An 18065-nucleotide genomic window follows, 5' to 3' on the forward strand; every position below is an offset into this window, starting at 1 on the left:
TCTGTACTGCCATAAGCTCCGGTTATGGAGCGTACCATAACCGAAGCGTTGTGCTAGCAAGTTATCATATAAACGGTATTATTCCGGTTTACAGACCCAGCGCACCATATCCTTAATTGAGGGTTCCTTGCCATACATCACCATACCCGCTTTAAACAATCGTCCCGCAGCAACACGGATAAGGTAGCAACCAAGTAATGCGCTGACCAACGCACATAACACTTGCCAAATGGGTACTTCAATTAACGCCATTTTTACTGGCATCACCACAAATGCGGTAAGCGGGAAAAGACTCAAAATATCCACGGCAAGGCTGCTTGGACTATCAACAATCATAAACGCGATAACAATTGGCAATATAGGGATCATCATAAACCCTGTCTTGCCACTATGGTTAGGATCGTCAATAGCTGCGGCTATTGCTGCCATAAAGGCTGTTGCCATATAAAGACCTACTATCGCAAACAGGGTAAACCAAGGCAACATTGCAAAGTCTATCATCGTAAAGTCCAAGGCTTCGTTTTTTACAACGACTTGTATAAAAGCCATCGCCAACAAAAATGAAAATAACGTACTTAACATAGCCTTTAGACAATGGAGCATTTGACCAAATATTTTGCCGTCAATCCAAGTTTGCGCACTCATACAAGAATATAATTGCTCGGTAACACGCTGCTGCTTTTCTCCGGTGATAGACACGAAGATCTGTCCAAATGACGTAAAAATACCGATGAGCATCAATAGCATCACGCCAAATGCGGTCATCGAAGACTGGTTGTGCGTCTCCTTAACCGCATCCTTTGTGTATTGATTGGAAACGCTCACAGGTTGCTGTAACAAGGCAAGCTGAGCCGCAGATAAATTAAAGCTCTGTGCGAGTTCGTTGCTGTAAAACTGCGTAAGCGCTACCTCAACTTCATTCTGCCAAGACATTTTACCTGTGGTAATCAGTTCAAACTGTAACGCCTCACCCGCTTGGGCTTGAAGTATCAAAATACCGTCAATTTCCTCTTGTTCTAACTGAATCAGAAGTTCAGCTTTTGAAGCATCAACTCGCTTTAGAAGCAAAGGCTCAGGTAACTGAGTTAAGTTCATGGCGGATGGTGTTGCGATAACATATTGCTCAGGTTCAAAAAACGAAGTGCTTTGCCAAAAATAGATAAGCAAACCTATCGCCAGCATAATTGCTTTACCGATCAGCTCCTGCTTGAGTTTAAAAAAGTACATAAACTCCCATTTGGTCACTTGCAGTATCTGTTGCAGCTTATGAGACATGGGCATGCTCCTGAGATTGCACTTTGCCTTGATGAGACTCGATTGCTTTAAGATAGAGTTGATGCAAGTCCATCGTTTTGGTTTCTATTCCTTGCAAAGTCGTTGATTTAGACAAATCGGCGAGCAGTAAATTAAGCTCTGAGGAGTCACTCAACTCAAACTTAATTTTACTCTGACTTAATTGAGTACATGCGACCTTGTAGTTACCTAAATTGAGCGCTGCGTAGTTCGTTGCCTCACTGAAACTCACTGTGATATCGATGCCAACACCAACGTCCTGTTTTATTTCGACTAATGTGCCATAAAGCACAGCTTGTCCGTGATTCATTAACAGCATTCTATCGGCCAGCTTTTCTACCATCGCCATTTGATGTGCGCTTAAAATAACGGTCATGCCTTGTGCTTTTAACGCTTCTAAAAACACCACCACCTTTTCTTGGTTGATGGGGTCAAGACCAGAGAAAGGCTCATCAAGCAGTACAACCTTGGGTTTGTGCAATACTGCCGATATTAACTGTACTTTTTGCTGATTGCCTTTTGACAACGATTTCAACCGCTCATGCGCTCTATCGCTTAAATCAAACTGTGTTAGCCAAGACTCAATCTGTGCTAGCGCTGCGTTTTTCTCAACACCGCGTAGCTTGGCAAAATAGAGCAAATTCTGCTGCACGGTTTTTTCAGCGTACAGCCCTCTATCTTCAGGTAGATAACCTAAACTTTGATGAGGGATTGATTGATATGCTTGCCCATCAATATTCACAGCGATTGTTCCGCTATCTGGATAGGTAAATCCAACCAACATTCTCACAAGGGATGATTTACCCGCACCATTGGGGCCCAGTAATGCAAAGACCTCACCTTGTTTAACGCTAAAACTTAAATTGTCTACTGCTTTTACCGAAACATATTGCTTCGACACCCCTGTTACTTGCAATAAATCTGGCATAACTTTCCTTTAAAAACAAATGAGGGCTTTCGAAAAAGCCCTCTCCTACCATGTATCGATTAGAGCGCCTTGATGTTATCGGCGGTTTTCTTATCAATCAGTTTTACAAACGGATCAACTCCCGCAAATTTCGGTAACTCTATTACTTTCAACTCAATCTTATTTTCACCCGATGTGATCGCGTGCTTTTGTAGATATAACAGCGTTTCGTCACTTTGAATGTTGTTAGGATCAGCAGAGAATAAGGCTATATCAATCTCTTGATTAAGCGGGATTTCTTCTTCGTTACCTTCACCATCTGCATGCTTTTTCGCCGCCTCAACCGTTAAGGTCACCGTATGTAGCTCTCCCGCTTGCGTCGCTTCTTGCACTTCAACACCCGCAAGCTTAAGCTCATACAACGTAATCGCATTGAACTGATCTTCGATAAATACTTGTTCTTGCTCTGAAGCACCCGCTTTTAGGTAAGTCAAAAAGTCGAGTGTCGTTGGGTAGATATCTGTTCTAAAACGATAGTCATTTAAGAAGCTTCTTAATGCGCTATTGAGTCGCGTTTCTCCAAGTAAATCGTGCAGCGCTAACATCACGACAGAGCCTTTATTGTAGTGAATATATTGCTGACCAATTGTTCTAGATAACGCCCGCTCTTCATACGGATCAGAACCTCGCCCACTTAAATAGGTGTCGAGTTCATACTTCAAGAATTTACGGAGATTATGCTCGCCGTACTTTTCTTTCATCACCATAATGGCAGAATATTGCGACAACATTTCCGACAGGATATTTGACCCCTCCACATTAGCACCAATCACCTGATGCGCCCACCACTGGTGTGCCAGCTCATGTGACGTCACATAGTAAGGTACATTGATATTGTCAGGGTTACGGGTGTCCGTCAAAAAGCCAATATTTTCCGAGTACGGCACTGTATTGGCAAAGCTTTGCGCAAAGTCTCGGTAACGAGGAAACTCAATAATACGCATTTGCTTATGTTGGTAAGGCCCAAACTCTCGAGTGAAATAATCAATAGAGTCTTTAGTCGACTGCAACATAGTGTCTACGTTCCAAGCATGGTCTTTATGGTAGTACACCTCGAGCGCAATGCCTTTGTACTCTTCTCGTTTCACCTCAAGATCCATCGACAAGATGTTATAGAAGTGCAGCATTGGAGCATCCATTTCATAGACATAGGTCGTGCGGCCATCTTTGCTGTGTTTTGATTGCAAATAGCCTGGCACCATCGCAACTTGCGATTCATCCGTCGTCACCGTTGCGGCAAATGTGACAAAATTTTCCGCAAACAATGGCTCATGATGATAGTGTGTTTCTTCAATCTTATTACCACGTTTTAGTGGTTCAAGGCCGCGCTGACGACGCTCACTTTTGTCTTGAATTTGCTTATAGATGCTATAACCAAATGTCGGGAACAACGTCGCGTTATCGATGAAAGTACCATTATTCACCAAGGTTTCATCATTGCCTCTATCTACAAAACCAAGTGTTTGCCGTACAACTGACATCGTAATTTCACGCTGCTCACCCGGTGTCATTGGTTGTGAAAGCTCAAGCCAAGCATGCTTAAAGGTTTTATCCTCTTCACCAAGCGTAGCGCCAGCCATTTCAACTTGCCACTCTACTGTGTGGTTAGGTTTATTCACCAAGAAGCGAGTAATCTCTTTATCTGAGCGGTTTTCAACCAACAGCTTTACCTGCGCTTCAATACGACGTGTCTTTGGAAATATCTCAGCATTGAGCTGTACATCTAACGTGACTGGTACAGGGTCATCTCGATACTGGGCAAATTGTTGCTCATATTGCTCTGCGATATCTTCAGCTTCATCTTGCGTAATAAACTCATTGACCACTTGCGTGTTGTAGTAAATGTAGCTGCCACTACCCACGAATATTAAAGCACCACAAGCCAATAATGCTTTACCTGCATTACCTAACTGATAGCCCATCAGTGCAATGCGTGCTTTCAGCGTTTGCCCCGCACCACGAGGCCAAAGTGCATAGCTTAGTGTCGCTAACATCATGCTAAAACCAAACCAGTACAAATTGTACCAATGTGCCGCACTGAGGAAATGACCATAACCATTAATATCTGAGTACGGCACTGAGGAAGTTTCACCTAAGTGGTACATATTGTGCTCAAAGCCAAAGTTGCTCAGGACTATCGAAATAATGAAGTAAACGACATATATTCCCATACCCATATATTTGCTTGGACTCATCACCTGTATCAAAAATGCTAAGGTGGTTTGGAAGGCAAAACCTAACACATATAAATATCCCAAGCGCACAACATACTGGGCGAGATCTATCTGTGTCACACCCGACAATAGTTGATAGCTAATGGTGATCAAGCTACCAAATACACATAGCAGCGTCATCACCGCAACTAAGGCTATGTATTTAGAGCCCCAAAATACCCAGTTTGCAACAGGATAAGAGTCAACAATATCTCCCATTCGCGAATCACGGTCATGCCATACCAGCTCAGCGCTGTAATACACCAACACAATGACCAACAATTGCCAGAAGCTGCCGTGGATAAGCTCCACCATTCTAAAGGTCACTGGCCATACTTCTGTGCCATACCAATTAAATGAGCCAACCAATGCAGGTATTAAGGTTGCCACCGCCAAAATTAATAACACTAAGAATGGATAGCTTTTAAGCACTTGCTTTACTTCAAAAGTGGTTCTGGTGCAAAAGTGCACCCAACTACTACCTACGCTCGCTTTAAAATCAAAACGATTCAGCAATGCCGACGCCTGGCTACCATCTTCTTTGGCTTTACTCTTGGTTTTTTGTTTTTGCGGTAAATAATGAGAAGTATTTAAGGCTAAAGCACCTAAACTGAGCAATGCAACTGACATCCAAATTAAGCGGTTATAGAGCAGTTCATCAACCAGGCTTATGACTGACGTATTGCGATCTGCAATGGTCCAATATTCTGATTGCGCCGAAATAGCTGATAGGCCAAACATGTCTACATACGCAGCAATAGTACGGTATTCAATATCTGAAAAAATACTATTTGCCACAAGATAAGTCACAAACAAACCTACAGCAACCAAGTACATTGCTATCATGGTTCTGAATTTTTGCGCCACTAGTGCAAATAGGCTCGCCATAAAAAACAGTGACGGGGCAGCAATGAAAAATAGTGGCGTTAGGTAATAGCTGAGTTTATTAGGCCCGATCAGTTCGGTATCCAGCCAACCGACTAACCCGCCGATACCAGAACCTACCCAGATCCCCACTAAACACATTGAAAATACTAACAAGGTGACAAGATATGCGCCGAAAAATCGACCCAATCGATATTGCGCTAAGTGCAAAGGCTTACTCAAAATAAGCTCACTAAACTTACTTTGATCGTCTCTTATCACCGCACTACCAACAAAGTTAACCACCAAAAAGATGGAAAAAATGGTCATGATGGCAACGGTTTGTAAGATGGCAAAGGGCGAGTTTACATTGACGTTACTGCCACCACCAATCTGTACCGAGTCCGAAACTGAGGCAAAAAAGGTGAGCAAAAATAGAATCAGAGAAGTCACATAAAAGGAAGGCTGACGGACAAAATACCGCAGCTCAAAACGCATCATTTTAAATAGCATCTGCCCACTCCTTACGCTGCTTGATTATTTCGATGAGTATGCAGAGTAGAAAAATAGACGTCCTCTAAATCGGCAGGTACCGCTTCAAAGCCTTCAGGTGCTTGATCTGCAAATACGTTAAGTAAGGTCTGTCCCGCAAATAAACGCTTAGAAATAACCGGTAAGTTTTGCTCTACTTCTTTCGCTTCTGCAAGTGTGACCGACTTACGCCAGATTTTCCCCTGTAGCTGCTCGGTGAGCGCAATTGGATTACCTTCAAGTAAAATTTGTCCGCTCGCCAGTACGGCCATATTCGGACATAGCTCAGATACATCCTCCACGATATGCGTCGATAAGATAACTACTTTACTCTCACCTAAGCCAACGAGTAGGTTGTGGAAACGATTACGTTCTTCTGGATCTAATCCCGCTGTCGGTTCATCCACAATGAGTAAATCAGGATCACCAAGTAATGCCTGGGCAATACCAAAGCGTTGACGCATACCTCCGGAAAATCCGCTTACCGCATTTTTACGGTGATCATATAAGTTAGTTTGTGCGAGCAATCCGTCTACGGCTTCTTTACGCTCTTTTTTATTATTTAACCCTTTTAGGATTGCCATATGATCCAATAAATCATACGCACTAACGCGTTGGTAAACACCAAAATCTTGCGGCAGATAGCCTAGACGTGCGCGGAGTGCCTTGGGCTCTTTTAAGACATTCACACCGTCGAACTGTATGGTGCCAGCATCCGCCGACTGTAATGTAGCAATCGTGCGCATCAACGATGATTTTCCAGCGCCATTGGGTCCGAGTAACCCAAACATTCCCTTTGGAATAGTCAGGTTTACACCTCTCAAAGCATGAACACCATTATCATAGGTTTTTGAAAGTCCTGATATTTCTAGCATTTTTATTTCCTTTCCGGATTTTTATTATTGTCCTTTTTATAACATTTACCTAGGTTAGTGACAATTAACATAAACATATCAATTGCAAATAAAAGTAAACACTGGAACACTAAGAAACGTTCTTAGTTTACAAAACCCAAGGAAAACTAACATGCAAGATCACGCCAACCACCCACTGACGGATTTTATTGAATACCCTCACGAAGAAATGCTAAGTCGTGCGGAAGCATTCTTGGAAAACAGTAAGAGACGTCATAGTATCCGTGCTTTTAGCGACCGTCCAGTACCGCAAGAAATCATTGAAACCTGTATCAAAGCAGCGGGCACAGCCCCCAGTGGTGCAAATCATCAACCATGGCATTTCGTGGCGATTGGCAGCGCAGAAAAGAAAAAACAGATCCGAGCTGCAGCCGAGGATCTCGAGCGCTCGTTTTACCAAGGCCGTGCCGGAGATGAGTGGTTGGACGCGTTAAAACCTTTGGGCACAGATGCACAAAAACCCTACTTAGAACATGCACCTTGGCTTATCGCTATTTTTAGTCAGAAAAAAGGTGGGATCCATGCGGAAGACAAAAATACCAACTACTATGTCCATGAATCGGTTGGGATAGCTACTGGGTTTCTTATCCAAGCCCTGCATAATGCAGGACTTGCCACACTGACCCATACTCCTAAACCTATGAGCTTTTTAAGCGAGTTGTGCGGTAGAGATAAAGATAACGAACGTCCTTATATGTTATTGATTGCGGGTTATCCAAGTGAAGATGCAACTATTCCAGAGCACGCAACAGTGAAAAAATCACTCGCCGAAATCGCTTCGTTTATTTAAAAGTTTGGATCAGCTAACTATCGCTGCACAGCTAGCTGATCGCCTTCGTTTAGGCCACTGATAACAATCGTTTTATTACCAGTCTCTTCGCCCAACCTGAGGTAGCGTTTGTGAAGCTGGCCACTTTCTATTACTTCAACCATCGCCAATTGACCATACTTGCTGATCATATTCGTTGGAATTTGGATAACCGCCTGCTCGCCAAGCACAAGCTCAACCAGCGCGTACATGCCAGGCACCACATTTTGCAGCAAAGGCATATCCAATTTAATAATAAAGCTGCGCGCTTGGCTGTCGGCAATTGGCACCATTTCCGACACACGCGCGGTTTGGCTTATGTCTAGCGCAGGTATGCGCACCTTAATCTCGCTTCCTAACTGAATATGCTTAACTTGGCTCTCGCGAATTGGCGCTTCAATCTGCAATTGTAATGGATTGAATAGCGATATAATGGCGCCACCGGGGCTAACCATGCTGCCTGGCTCTTGTAAGCGCGCTACCACTTTACCCGAAATAGGGGCTGTGATTTGCGTGTAACCCAGCGCGACTTCAGCGCTACGATACGCTTCTTGTAATGCCTTATCTTGCGCTTGTAACTCGTTCACTGTGGCTTGCCACTCATCCACTTGGTTAATCGCGATAAGCCCTTTTTCATTAAGAGATTTATTGCGTACTAATTGCTTAGTCGCTTGCTCTAGCTTGGCTGAATTCGCCGCTTGCTGCGCCGCCACTCTTTGCAGCTCAGCTTTAAGCTCGGCATCATCGAGTGTTGCTATCAGCTGTCCCGCAGTGACTTTATCACCGGCTCTGACGTTAAGCGTTTTAAGCTCCGCCAATAACCGACTGGACACTAACGTATTTTCTTTTGCGACTACGCTCGCAGGCACTTGTTCAATCATCGCAATCAACGACTTTTGCACGGTATAACGTGCGCCTTGATAGGCTGGAAGTTCAGACTTATTGCCCGCAGCTAGCTTATTTTGGAATCCACCTGCAAGCCACACGACCATTAATAATAGGCAAAAAATAGCAAGAACAGGAATAGCGATTTTATTACGAGACATGAGAAGACTCCTGAACTGATGAGGCATTAAGAGATTGATTAGGTGTCGATGAGTCTTTGAATACTAAGTAGTAAACGATAGGCACGACCAACAGTGAAAATAACGTTGAAGCAATGATCCCGAAGATAATAGCGAGGGCGAGGCCACTAAAAACGGGATCTAAGATAATCACCAAGTTGCCTAATAACGTCGTGCCTGCTGTAAGTAATACCGGTCGCATTCTTACACTTCCCGCCGCGATCAATGCGTCGATAAGTGCCATACCAGCCGCACGAGACTGATTAATAAACTCCACCAAAATCAGGGAATTTCTCACCACGATTCCGGCCAGCGCTATCATCCCTATCATCGCGGTCGCTGTAAATAACACAGGCTCTGGCGCACCTGCAACCACACGCTCACCAAATTGATTGAGTAACCAAAAGCCCGGCATAATCCCTATCATAGTGAGGGGAATTGCCGACATAATGATAAGTGATAAGCTACTAGATGCCGTTTGTATCCGCAGGATGATAAATATCGCCACCAGTGCAAATGCAAATGCGATCCCCATATCTCTAAACACATCAATGGTAATACGCCACTCACCTTCACCTTTAAAGGTATAATGAGTTCCCTCTAACATTGACCAAGTGACTCCTCCGCCACTGTGTAAAAAGGTGCGAGATGCCCAATTGCTTGGTGTTATCTGTTGGTTTTCATCCGCAACCACATCGGCAATCACCTCAGCTGGGGTACGGCCATTTAGCTCCGCAAACACATAAATCACTTCTTGTAGGTCTTTTCGAAGGATCACGGGAGCCGTAGGGATAGCTGTTAATTCGCCAAGTTCACCAATCGCTACAAGGGGCCTCGCGGCCTGCTCTAAGCCATATTCTTGAGTGGTTTTAGCCAACTCCTGACGACCACGAACTTGCATCGCCAATACGTTTTGCCATTGATTACGCTGCGCGTAACTCACACCTAACTCGATGGGCACCGTTGCGACTTCACCTTGAGTATATAAAAAGCCTGCTGACATGCCGCGGCTTGCAACCACTAAAGATTGATTAATATCCTCTGTGGCCATACCTGATAACGCAGCCTTTTGTTTATCAACCACAAACCGCTTTAACCATGTTGGCGAAGCCATTGAGGTGTCAACCTCAACCACATGTGGCTCCTGCCTTAAACGATGCGCTAACCTCTGGGCTGCTTGCTCTTGCGTTTCACGAGCAACAAACGGATCTGCATAAACCTCAGCAACGAGTGTACTTAATACCGGAGGTCCCGGTGGCACTTCCACCACTTTTACTTGCGTCAAAGTTTGGTTAAAAGGCTGAAGCTTTTCACGCAGTCGCATGACGATGGCGTGAGATTGATGTTCGCGTTCACGCTTATCCACCAGTAACACCCTAAGTTCGGCAAGATGCGTACCACTACGACGATAATAGCCTCGCACCATACCATTAAAATCCATACTGGAAGGCTTACCGACAAAAGCGGCGATGTCGGTCACTTCAGCTTCTGACCAAACGATTTGCTGTACTTGCCTCGTCATTGCGGCCGTTTGCTCAAGGCTGGTTCCCTCGGGCATATCTATCAGTACTTGGATTTCACTTTTATTGTCAAACGGCAGCAATTTCAGTGGTACGGCCCTAAAAATAGGGAGGCTCACACTTGCAACAAATAACCCTAACACACCCCATAATAACCACTTGGCTTTGCGTGGGTTTTGTAAAATTGGCAGCATGATTTTGCTGTAGTAGGAGTCTTGAGGCGCGACTTCACTTGTTTTTGTATCCGCTTTGAGTAACTTTTTAGACAGCCAAGGCGTCACTAAAAAAGCCACTAACGTCGAGGCAATGACACTAATGGGGACGTTAAATGCCATGGGTGCCATATATGGGCCCATCATGCCAGTAATAAACGCCAATGGAATAAACGCCATAATGATAGTTAACGTTGACATCAAAAGCGCAGATTTGATCTCGACCATAGCAGCGACAATGTTGTGATCTGTGTCAGCTGCCGCGCCGCGATGAATAAAGCGGCTAATATTATCAATCCCAGTGATTGGGTCATCGACCAACAATCCCAGCGACAAAATAAGCGCAAACAAGGTGACCCGATTAATGGTGTAACCAAACGCAAAGTCCAACCCAAGTGTAATGCCATAGCAAATTGGCACTGCAAGACCAACAACGATGGCAGGCCGCCAACCTAAAAATACACCGACAAATATCACAACGGTAAATACCGCAAAGGCCAAGCTAGAGGTAAGATTATTGACTTTGTCATTGGCCGTCTCACCATAGTTTCTTAATACTTTTACCGATACCTCAGCGGGAAGGATCTCCTGTTGTAGCTGGGTTACAAGCGCTAAACTTTGCTCTGCAACCGTTACCGCATTACTTCCCTTTTGCTTCGCCACGCCAATCGTCACTAATGGTGCATCAGCCTGACTGTCGCTGCTTGCTAACCACTGATAGCTATCGGGTTCACTAGGACCATCAATAACCTGAGCAACTTCTTTTAAAACAATGGCACGGCCATTGATTACGTTCACCGTGAGACCTTCAAGTGCCGACTTATTACGAAGAACATCACCAGATTCAAAGGCAATCGTATTACTGCCTGCCGTCACTTGCCCGACACGTGTCACTAGATTACTACTTTGGATAGCACCTAAAACATCCATTGGTGTTGTTTGATGTGCAGCAAGCGCAGCTAAGTTCAACTCAACCCTAAGTGCTCTCGTGCGCCCGGTAATAACTGAAACCTCGCTGGTGTCTGCGATGCTCTGTAACTGGATAGCTAGCTCTTGTGCAAAGCGCGTTAGCGCGTAGTCATCATATAGTTGCGGCTTGGAACTTGTCAGTCCAAGCATAAGAATCGGAACGTCATCGACTTCTATTGGACGGATCTGCCACTGAGTGACAATTCCCGGCATAGTATGCTGATTGGCATACAGCTTAGTGTAGGTGTTGAGAATGGCTTTCTCCCTGTCTTCACCCACATGAAATCTTAAAGTAACAACCGTGCCGCCGGTTTGGGTCGTAGAATAGACGTGTTCAACGCCTGGAATTTGCAGCAGTAACTTTTCAAGTGGAGTGGTGACCAATCGTGCCACTTCTGGTGAGGCAGTATTTGGTACCGACACATGAATATCCAGCATAGGCACCACTATTTGTGGCTCTTCCTCTCGTGGTGTCATTTGCAATGCAAATAATCCAAGTACCACAGCGCACAAGAAGATAATCGTTGGCAAGCTGCCTTGTAGAGCATACCGAATGACACCATCTAACTTTTGCATCTCAGTCGTTCCTAGTTACTCTGCACTTGAGGCGCAGAACAGCTGATATAAACTCTCGAGTAGTACAGCGACTCGGCTATCTTTAACCTGATAATAAATCGTCGCCCCCTCACGCCTAGTTGCTACGATTTCTGCCTTTCTCATGCTGGCTAAATGTTGTGATAAGGCAGACTGCGCCAACGGCACCATTTCATTAAGCTGGCTAACACTGAGCTCTTGCTTTTGCAATGCACACAAAATCATCAAGCGATTTTTATTCGCCATAAGCTTTAACAAGGCTTCTGCCTGTTCGGCATTTTGCGCCATTTGCTGCAGTTCCATGTTGACTCCCAAAAAAATAAATGTGCTTAAAGTATAGACACAAACATTAGCAATGTCTAATATTAGAAATTTCTAATATTAAATGTGACACTCATTATGACCTTACATCCTCGTTAACCTGAGGTTTGGATAAGAAATGGCTAATTCATTATTTTTAGTCAAAAAGGCTTTTCTTCTTGTCTAGCCAGCAAGATTTAGGGAAAACAAGGCGTATTTACGCACCAATAGCGAGCTATTGGAAGTGAATTCAACGCAGTTAGCGCTAAAACTGGCTGCTAGAAAGGCATTAATTATCCGCAGCTCAGGTTATTTAGATTAATCGCTGGTGTTATGTTTGCCATTTCTTTACTGCTCACACATTTTGTCAACCCACATTGGGTTTGGTTTAGTGTGTTTATTTGTGTCAATTTAGTGCAGTCTGCTTTTACTAACTGGTGCCCTATGATCGTTATATTGAAGAAACTTGGCATTCAGGAAAGGTGAGTCATAATGAAACCGATAACCCAATAAGGAGCTATATATGCTGATATCTGCCCAAGATGTATTAAAGACAGTAAAGCCTAATCAACGCTGCATTGACGCGGTACAAGCAAAATCAGAGATTGCACAAAACAATGGTCTGGTTATCGACGTGAGAGAGCCGGCTGAACATAGTCAAAAGGCAGCCAACGGCGCGGTAAATATCCCAAGAGGATTGCTAGAGTTTAAGCTTCCAGAGCTGGAAAAAGACGCAGACAGGCCAATTTATTTACACTGTGCTGCTGGTGGCCGTGCTATTTTTGCCGCAGAGCAACTAACACGTATCGGTTACACCAATGTCAGCGTAATTACCTGCAAAGCTGAAGTGGTGTGTGACACTTTATAAAAAAGGAGTGCTGTGCAGCACTCCTTGCACTTTTCTTATGCGCGGTTTGGAATAATTTTTATTTCTACTCGGCGGTTTTGTGCCTTACCTTGCTCAGTATCGTTGCTCGCGATTGGCTGAGACTCACCCATGCCCTCTGCGTATAATCGCGCAGGAAGTACCTGCTGTGATAATAAATACTGCTTTACGCTATTCGCGCGCTGTTCAGACAAAGTCTGATTGAAGCTCGCTGAACCAGTAGAGTCTGTATGCCCGACAATCGTTAAGAATGTCTTATCGTACTGCTGCATCACGCGCGCGATGCCTTGAAGTGTATTATAAAAACCAGGGCTGATAGCTGACTTACCTGTCGCGAAGGTAATGTTTGATGGCAACACTAAGCGCATTTGATCGCCTTCACGAACCACCTCAACCCCCGTGCCAGCAAGCTCTTGGTTAAAAGCGGCTTCCTGCTTGTCCATATAGTTACCAATTGCGGCACCTGCAATTGCACCAACCGCAGCACCAATGGCAAGACGCTTATCTTTGTGGTTACCAGTAGCCTTACCTAACACCGCACCAGTTGCAGCGCCAATCGCCGCACCTTTACCTGTGTTATTCATTTCACATCCAGACAAAGCAACCACAACGGCTGCACCAATTAACATATTTCTTGCAATCATCTTCCCACCTGAGTTCGTTTCAACTTGATTGTCTATATTGTTGCAATAAACAATTAACTCTGGCTGAAGCCTTGTTGGTTTTTTTAAGGATGAGCAGGGACTAAGTCGCTTATATGCTCAGAAACTGGTGGCAGTTTATATTTTGCAACCACAGCATCTAGCTGCTTTTTCTCAGCCAATTGCTTCATCGTTAAACGAATGGTTTGCGCAAGCTCGGTGCCGCTGAAGCGTTTGCTCATTGCCATATGGCCATAAATCGGCTGAGCGTGGTGATAGGAGACTTTTTTCAACTTTTCAATGGGCTGACCAAGCACTTCCATCGCCACCTCAGCGGTGTCTTCAACTGCGATCACAAGGTCAACACGTCCTTTAAGCAATAAATCAAATGCCACTTGCTCACTAAACACAGGGACTTTATTGAGTTGACGGTCTTCATCAAAGCGAGGGTAAAAAACGCCGCCACGCATCACCGCAATCCGCTTGGTATAAAGATCCGTATATTGCTCCACCCGAATATCGCTGTCTTGCTTAGCATAGAACACAAACGAAGATGTCAGCGCCATGTAGGCGGGTTCGACAAAGTCGATTAACTTTTCTCGTTGAGGCGTACGGATCAAGCCACCCATGATGTCTACCTCACCTTGCGCTATCATCCGCATACAGCGAGAGAAAGGACAGGGAACGGCATTTATTTGATAATCAACACCAGCCTGAGCCTGCACCGTTGCCAATATATCTAAGATTAAACCTTGCACTTCACCATTGTCTTCAATAGTGCTATACGGTGGCGCGTGATCAACAGCGACATTAATTTGCTGAGCAAAACAAGAGAAGTTCGCCAACAAATAAATAAACACGGCGATAAAAAAGTCATTCGCATAATACTTATCCAACTGAGGCGCACTCGTGCCAAAAGTCATAAATATGTCATATAAAATTGTGAAGATATAAGGTTAACAATATCACAAGGTACACTATGTTTCTGAAAATATTTTACCAGTTTTTGTTATTAGGATGTACGAGCTTTGGAGGACCCGCAGCCCACCTTGGGTTCTTTAAAAAACACTTTGTCGATAACTTAAAATGGCTGAGTAACGAGCGCTATGCCAGTATGATCAGTCTGTCACAAATACTGCCAGGACCGGGGTCTAGTCAAGTTGGATTCGCGATTGGTTTAGAAAAAGCTGGAATACTAGGAGGGATCGCCGCCTTCTTAGGGTTTACGCTACCGTCTTTTTTGCTCATGATCATGCTGGCATTAACCGCTGAGCAGCTTTCGGGCACTGCGTTGAATGTCATCGATGGGTTGAAATTGTTTGCTGTTGTCATCGTTGCCGATGCGGTAATGAGTATGGCGAAAAGCTTTTGTAAAACCACAGCACTCAAATTCGTCGCATTTTTCGCCACATTCACGCTGTTGATGCTGCCGAACTTAAGCGCACAATTGGGTGTGCTTATGGTGCTTGTCGTTGCTGGTTACTTTTACTCATTTAGCAATGCGCCAAGTAAACCGAGTCAATCAAAAAGCCAAATCAACTGGTCTGTATTTGCGCTCTTTATTGGCCTATTTGCGTTAACCTTTGCCGCGCTACCAAATCAACTATTTGCCGAGTTTTATCAGGCAGGCGCTTTAGTTTTTGGCGGCGGTCACGTCGTGCTGCCGCTACTACAAACTAGTGTTGAGGGAGTCGCGCAAGAAACCTTCTTAACAGCTTATGCTGCCGCGCAAGCCATTCCAGGGCCGATGTTTACCATCGCAAGCTTTTTAGGCGCCGTTGTCGACAATATCCATCCCATTTTGGGCGCAGCGATTGCAACGCTCGCTATTTTCTTGCCGGGCCTACTGTTAATGTGGGCGTTTAACCAACAGTGGCAATCACTTATTGCATTGCCAAGGTTTGCAAGCATCAGCGCGGCCTTAAATGCCGGTGTTGTGGGAATTTTAGCCGCTGCGTTTTATCAACCAATTTGGCTTTCTGCGGTGCATAGTTTGCTCGATATCATCGCGGTGATATTAGGTTTTGCAGCACTTAAATGGCTAAAGCCCGCGATATGGCAATTGCTTATTGCCTTTATGGTGTTTGGGGTTATCGCTGGAAGTGTGTAGGCCACCTTTCAGTGGCCTGGCTGATTATTCTGAAGTTGCGTCAGGTTTGCTACCGGCGCGTACTTTCACGCGGTGTGCGCCAAAGTAGTCACTCACACTTTGGTATGGACGTAACCCAAATGCTGGCATTACGCTTAGCATGTAGTCCAAAATATCGGCTTGTAGATGCTCATAAAACACCCAGCGTTTATCGCGACTAAAACAATAAAACTCCAGAGGCAAACCATGCTGCGTGGGGGCAAGCTCCCTGACCATACATAAACAATCTTGATTAATGGCATCATGCTGCTTCAAGTAGGCCTCTGCATAGCGTCTAAATAAGCCTAAATTGGTGATATCGCTTGGTACCTCTTCAAGTTTTTCCAGCAGTGGATATTGCTCGGTTAGCGACGCTCGCTTTTGCTCAGCCAACGGCTCAATGCTAGTAAAATCAATATGAATGGCGCGTTTGATGCGACGTCCTGCTGACTCTTGCATTGCACGCCAGTTTTTAAATGAATCAGAGATCAACATATAAGTTGGTATGGTGGTGACGGTGTTATCCCAGTTACGAACCCTAACGGTATTTAAACCCAGATCTATCACCTCGCCGTCTGCACCAAATGCGTCAACTTGGATCCAGTCGCCAGTGGTTACCAGTCGATTAGCTGCTATTTGAATACTCGCAACCAATCCCAAAATCGTATCTTTAAATACCAAAATGATGACTGCCGCAATCGCACCAAAACCGGAAAGAATATAGGTCGGTGATTTATCCACCAAGATACTGACCACCAATATAGAACAAACTATAAATATCAGTAGCTTAATTACTTGAATAATCCCTTGGATCGGCACTTCTTTGGCGAATGGAAAGAGGTTATAAACGCCATTACCTAAATTGACTAAACTGCTAAATAAAAACCCAGATGCCACCACCAACATAACGTACACCAGTGTTTCCATCACGATAAACACCCAAGCTGGCGCGACAAATAGACGCTCGTGGTAGGCGGAAAAGACCAGTAAACACAATACAAAGGCAAAGCGGCCGCTAAATTTACTTAACTGAGGGGAAAGGTGACCAATTTTACGCGGTGAAATATGGCGCGCGAGGTTTTCTACATTGGGTAGCACTAAACGGCGGATCACCCAATATAAAAGCAATAACCCAACAACCGCAACACCGTTGGTGAATAACGCACTGATCACAGTGCCCTGCGGTAACTCTTTTAACCACGGTTGAACGACATCATGAAGGTGATCAAACTTCATAGCTGTTTTAGCTCCTCATTGAGCGTGTCATTTGGCTCAGTCGAATGCAGCCAATGCGCTTCGAGTTGGCAATCTTTGCGTTGCCAAACTTCATTCATAAAAGATTGAAACTGTACACGATAGGCTTTATCGGCTTGATAGTTACCAAGTGGCACTTTTTCCATCGCGATGTAGTCTATTTTTACATCAATTGCATCCAAGCGTCCAAGCGTAAATGCACGGCAAATATGCTCACCCTCTAACTCATAAGCCAAAGTCGCGTTGAGCATGCCGTCAAGTTGCTCAGATAACACTTCAAGGGCAAACGCTGCACCACCCGCCTTTGGTTTGAGCAGATGCTTAAACGGACTATTTTGATGCGCATGTTTGGCTTTAGTATGACGAGTACCTTCCACAAAATTAATTACCGTTGTGGGATGATCACGAAAATTGCGACAACTGGCTTTGGTACGCTCTACATCCATCCCTTTAAGCTTAGGGTTTTTGGCGATCTGCGCTTTACTCGCACGTTTCATAAATGGCATGCCCATAGCCCATGCACCAGTACCAATGAAAGGCACGTATTTTAATTCATCTTTTAGGAAAAATTTAGGTGCAGGTAGTACCTCCATGGCACTAAGCACAACGATATCAAGCCAGCTAAGATGATTGGAAATTAACAAATACCACCCTTGAGCGTGTAATTCTTTTGGCAAGCTCACTTGGATTTTGTCGCACGCGATGCGCAAACCTAGGTAATTGCCTTTACACCACATACCGTAAAAAAAGTGCAGTGCTGTAGAGATAAACTTAACTGGCACAAGCAATTTTATGATGCCAAACAATAGCACCAATAAACCACACACAAAGGTATTCACCAGCAGCCACACACTGGCCGATAGCCCGAGAAACCACTTAGGTAGTATTTGTTTTAACATCACAACAT

15 protein-coding genes are annotated in these 18065 nt (G+C 44.5%); 4 read left to right on the forward strand and 11 right to left on the reverse strand.

Annotation, left to right across the window (positions count from 1 at the left end):
• Positions 1–78: 78 nt before the first annotated feature.
• From MHN30_RS15880 to MHN30_RS15895, 4 genes are read right to left on the reverse strand one after another with little or no spacing between them, the layout of a single operon-like run.
• Positions 79–1275, reverse strand: a complete 1197-nt coding sequence (locus MHN30_RS15880; RefSeq protein ID WP_130165092.1) for an ABC transporter permease — start codon at positions 1273–1275, stop codon at positions 79–81.
• Complete coding sequence (locus MHN30_RS15885) at positions 1265–2221, reverse strand: ATP-binding cassette domain-containing protein (RefSeq protein ID WP_130165093.1); 957 nt, start codon at positions 2219–2221, stop codon at positions 1265–1267. The genes MHN30_RS15880 and MHN30_RS15885 overlap by 11 nt, the downstream gene beginning before the upstream one ends.
• A 59-nt stretch (positions 2222–2280) precedes the next feature.
• A complete protein-coding gene (locus MHN30_RS15890) occupies positions 2281–5850 on the reverse strand; it encodes a M1 family aminopeptidase (protein WP_130165094.1) in 3570 nt (1189 codons plus the stop codon).
• A gap of 11 nt (positions 5851–5861) precedes the next feature.
• Positions 5862–6743, reverse strand: a complete 882-nt coding sequence (locus tag MHN30_RS15895) for an ABC transporter ATP-binding protein (protein WP_010378221.1) — start codon at positions 6741–6743, stop codon at positions 5862–5864.
• Positions 6744–6894: 151 nt separating this feature from the next.
• On the opposite strand from MHN30_RS15895, the gene MHN30_RS15900 reads away from it, so the two are divergent.
• A complete protein-coding gene (locus MHN30_RS15900) occupies positions 6895–7572 on the forward strand; it encodes a nitroreductase family protein (protein WP_017218372.1) in 678 nt (225 codons plus the stop codon).
• A gap of 17 nt (positions 7573–7589) precedes the next feature.
• Here MHN30_RS15900 and MHN30_RS15905 read toward each other — a convergent pair whose 3' ends face one another.
• From MHN30_RS15905 to MHN30_RS15915, 3 genes are read right to left on the reverse strand one after another with little or no spacing between them, the layout of a single operon-like run.
• Positions 7590–8636, reverse strand: coding sequence for an efflux RND transporter periplasmic adaptor subunit (locus MHN30_RS15905; protein ID WP_130165095.1), 1047 nt, complete (start codon positions 8634–8636; stop codon positions 7590–7592).
• Entirely contained in the window at positions 8626–11931 is a 3306-nt protein-coding gene (locus MHN30_RS15910) for an efflux RND transporter permease subunit (protein ID WP_130165096.1), read from the reverse strand. The genes MHN30_RS15905 and MHN30_RS15910 overlap by 11 nt, the downstream gene beginning before the upstream one ends.
• A gap of 15 nt (positions 11932–11946) precedes the next feature.
• Positions 11947–12252: a metalloregulator ArsR/SmtB family transcription factor gene (locus MHN30_RS15915; protein WP_130165097.1), complete on the reverse strand. Its 306-nt coding sequence runs from the start codon at positions 12250–12252 to the stop codon at positions 11947–11949.
• A gap of 330 nt (positions 12253–12582) precedes the next feature.
• Here MHN30_RS15915 and MHN30_RS15920 point away from each other — a divergent pair, with 330 nt between their 5' ends.
• Complete coding sequence (locus MHN30_RS15920) at positions 12583–12735, forward strand: DUF2892 domain-containing protein (protein WP_083229929.1); 153 nt, start codon at positions 12583–12585, stop codon at positions 12733–12735.
• Positions 12736–12772: 37 nt separating this feature from the next.
• Complete coding sequence (locus tag MHN30_RS15925) at positions 12773–13117, forward strand: rhodanese-like domain-containing protein (protein WP_010378206.1); 345 nt, start codon at positions 12773–12775, stop codon at positions 13115–13117.
• Between the two features lie 35 nt (positions 13118–13152).
• Here the strand turns inward: MHN30_RS15925 and MHN30_RS15930 are convergent, their stop codons facing one another.
• Both MHN30_RS15930 and MHN30_RS15935 read right to left on the reverse strand, forming a co-directional pair.
• Positions 13153–13779 (reverse strand): OmpA family protein, encoded by a 627-nt coding sequence (locus MHN30_RS15930; RefSeq protein WP_039493461.1) that lies wholly within the window; start codon positions 13777–13779, stop codon positions 13153–13155.
• Positions 13780–13862: 83 nt separating this feature from the next.
• On the reverse strand, positions 13863–14699 hold the full coding sequence (locus MHN30_RS15935; protein WP_239360328.1) for a transporter substrate-binding domain-containing protein: 837 nt from the start codon (positions 14697–14699) through the stop codon (positions 13863–13865).
• Between the two features lie 56 nt (positions 14700–14755).
• Between MHN30_RS15935 and chrA the strand changes: the two genes are divergently transcribed.
• On the forward strand, positions 14756–15886 hold the full coding sequence (chrA, locus tag MHN30_RS15940) for a chromate efflux transporter (RefSeq protein ID WP_130165098.1): 1131 nt from the start codon (positions 14756–14758) through the stop codon (positions 15884–15886).
• Positions 15887–15910: 24 nt separating this feature from the next.
• Here chrA and MHN30_RS15945 read toward each other — a convergent pair whose 3' ends face one another.
• Together MHN30_RS15945 and MHN30_RS15950 are read right to left on the reverse strand one after the other, a co-directional pair.
• Positions 15911–17140 (reverse strand): mechanosensitive ion channel domain-containing protein, encoded by a 1230-nt coding sequence (locus tag MHN30_RS15945; RefSeq protein WP_239360330.1) that lies wholly within the window; start codon positions 17138–17140, stop codon positions 15911–15913.
• A complete protein-coding gene (locus MHN30_RS15950) occupies positions 17137–18057 on the reverse strand; it encodes an acetyltransferase (protein WP_239360332.1) in 921 nt (306 codons plus the stop codon). The genes MHN30_RS15945 and MHN30_RS15950 overlap by 4 nt, the downstream gene beginning before the upstream one ends.
• Positions 18058–18065: the final 8 nt, after the last annotated feature.

The sequence above is a fragment of the Pseudoalteromonas sp. OF7H-1 genome, from assembly GCF_022347825.1.
GTDB lineage: Bacteria > Pseudomonadota > Gammaproteobacteria > Enterobacterales > Alteromonadaceae > Pseudoalteromonas > Pseudoalteromonas maricaloris.

What these genes read in the sequence shown, in the direction of transcription:
- MHN30_RS15880 (WP_130165092.1), bottom strand. Translation starts at nt 1,275, where the DNA reads ATGTCTCATAAGCTGCAACAGATACTGCAAGTGACCAAATGGGAGTTT.
- MHN30_RS15885 (WP_130165093.1), bottom strand. Translation starts at nt 2,221, where the DNA reads ATGCCAGATTTATTGCAAGTAACAGGGGTGTCGAAGCAATATGTTTCG.
- MHN30_RS15890 (WP_130165094.1), bottom strand. Translation starts at nt 5,850, where the DNA reads ATGCTATTTAAAATGATGCGTTTTGAGCTGCGGTATTTTGTCCGTCAG.
- MHN30_RS15895 (WP_010378221.1), bottom strand. Translation starts at nt 6,743, where the DNA reads ATGCTAGAAATATCAGGACTTTCAAAAACCTATGATAATGGTGTTCAT.
- MHN30_RS15900 (WP_017218372.1), top strand. Translation starts at nt 6,895, where the DNA reads ATGCAAGATCACGCCAACCACCCACTGACGGATTTTATTGAATACCCT.
- MHN30_RS15905 (WP_130165095.1), bottom strand. Translation starts at nt 8,636, where the DNA reads ATGTCTCGTAATAAAATCGCTATTCCTGTTCTTGCTATTTTTTGCCTA.
- MHN30_RS15910 (WP_130165096.1), bottom strand. Translation starts at nt 11,931, where the DNA reads ATGCAAAAGTTAGATGGTGTCATTCGGTATGCTCTACAAGGCAGCTTG.
- MHN30_RS15915 (WP_130165097.1), bottom strand. Translation starts at nt 12,252, where the DNA reads ATGGAACTGCAGCAAATGGCGCAAAATGCCGAACAGGCAGAAGCCTTG.
- MHN30_RS15920 (WP_083229929.1), top strand. Translation starts at nt 12,583, where the DNA reads ATGTTTGCCATTTCTTTACTGCTCACACATTTTGTCAACCCACATTGG.
- MHN30_RS15925 (WP_010378206.1), top strand. Translation starts at nt 12,773, where the DNA reads ATGCTGATATCTGCCCAAGATGTATTAAAGACAGTAAAGCCTAATCAA.
- MHN30_RS15930 (WP_039493461.1), bottom strand. Translation starts at nt 13,779, where the DNA reads ATGATTGCAAGAAATATGTTAATTGGTGCAGCCGTTGTGGTTGCTTTG.
- MHN30_RS15935 (WP_239360328.1), bottom strand. Translation starts at nt 14,699, where the DNA reads ATGACTTTTGGCACGAGTGCGCCTCAGTTGGATAAGTATTATGCGAAT.
- chrA (WP_130165098.1), top strand. Translation starts at nt 14,756, where the DNA reads ATGTTTCTGAAAATATTTTACCAGTTTTTGTTATTAGGATGTACGAGC.
- MHN30_RS15945 (WP_239360330.1), bottom strand. Translation starts at nt 17,140, where the DNA reads ATGAAGTTTGATCACCTTCATGATGTCGTTCAACCGTGGTTAAAAGAG.
- MHN30_RS15950 (WP_239360332.1), bottom strand. Translation starts at nt 18,057, where the DNA reads ATGTTAAAACAAATACTACCTAAGTGGTTTCTCGGGCTATCGGCCAGT.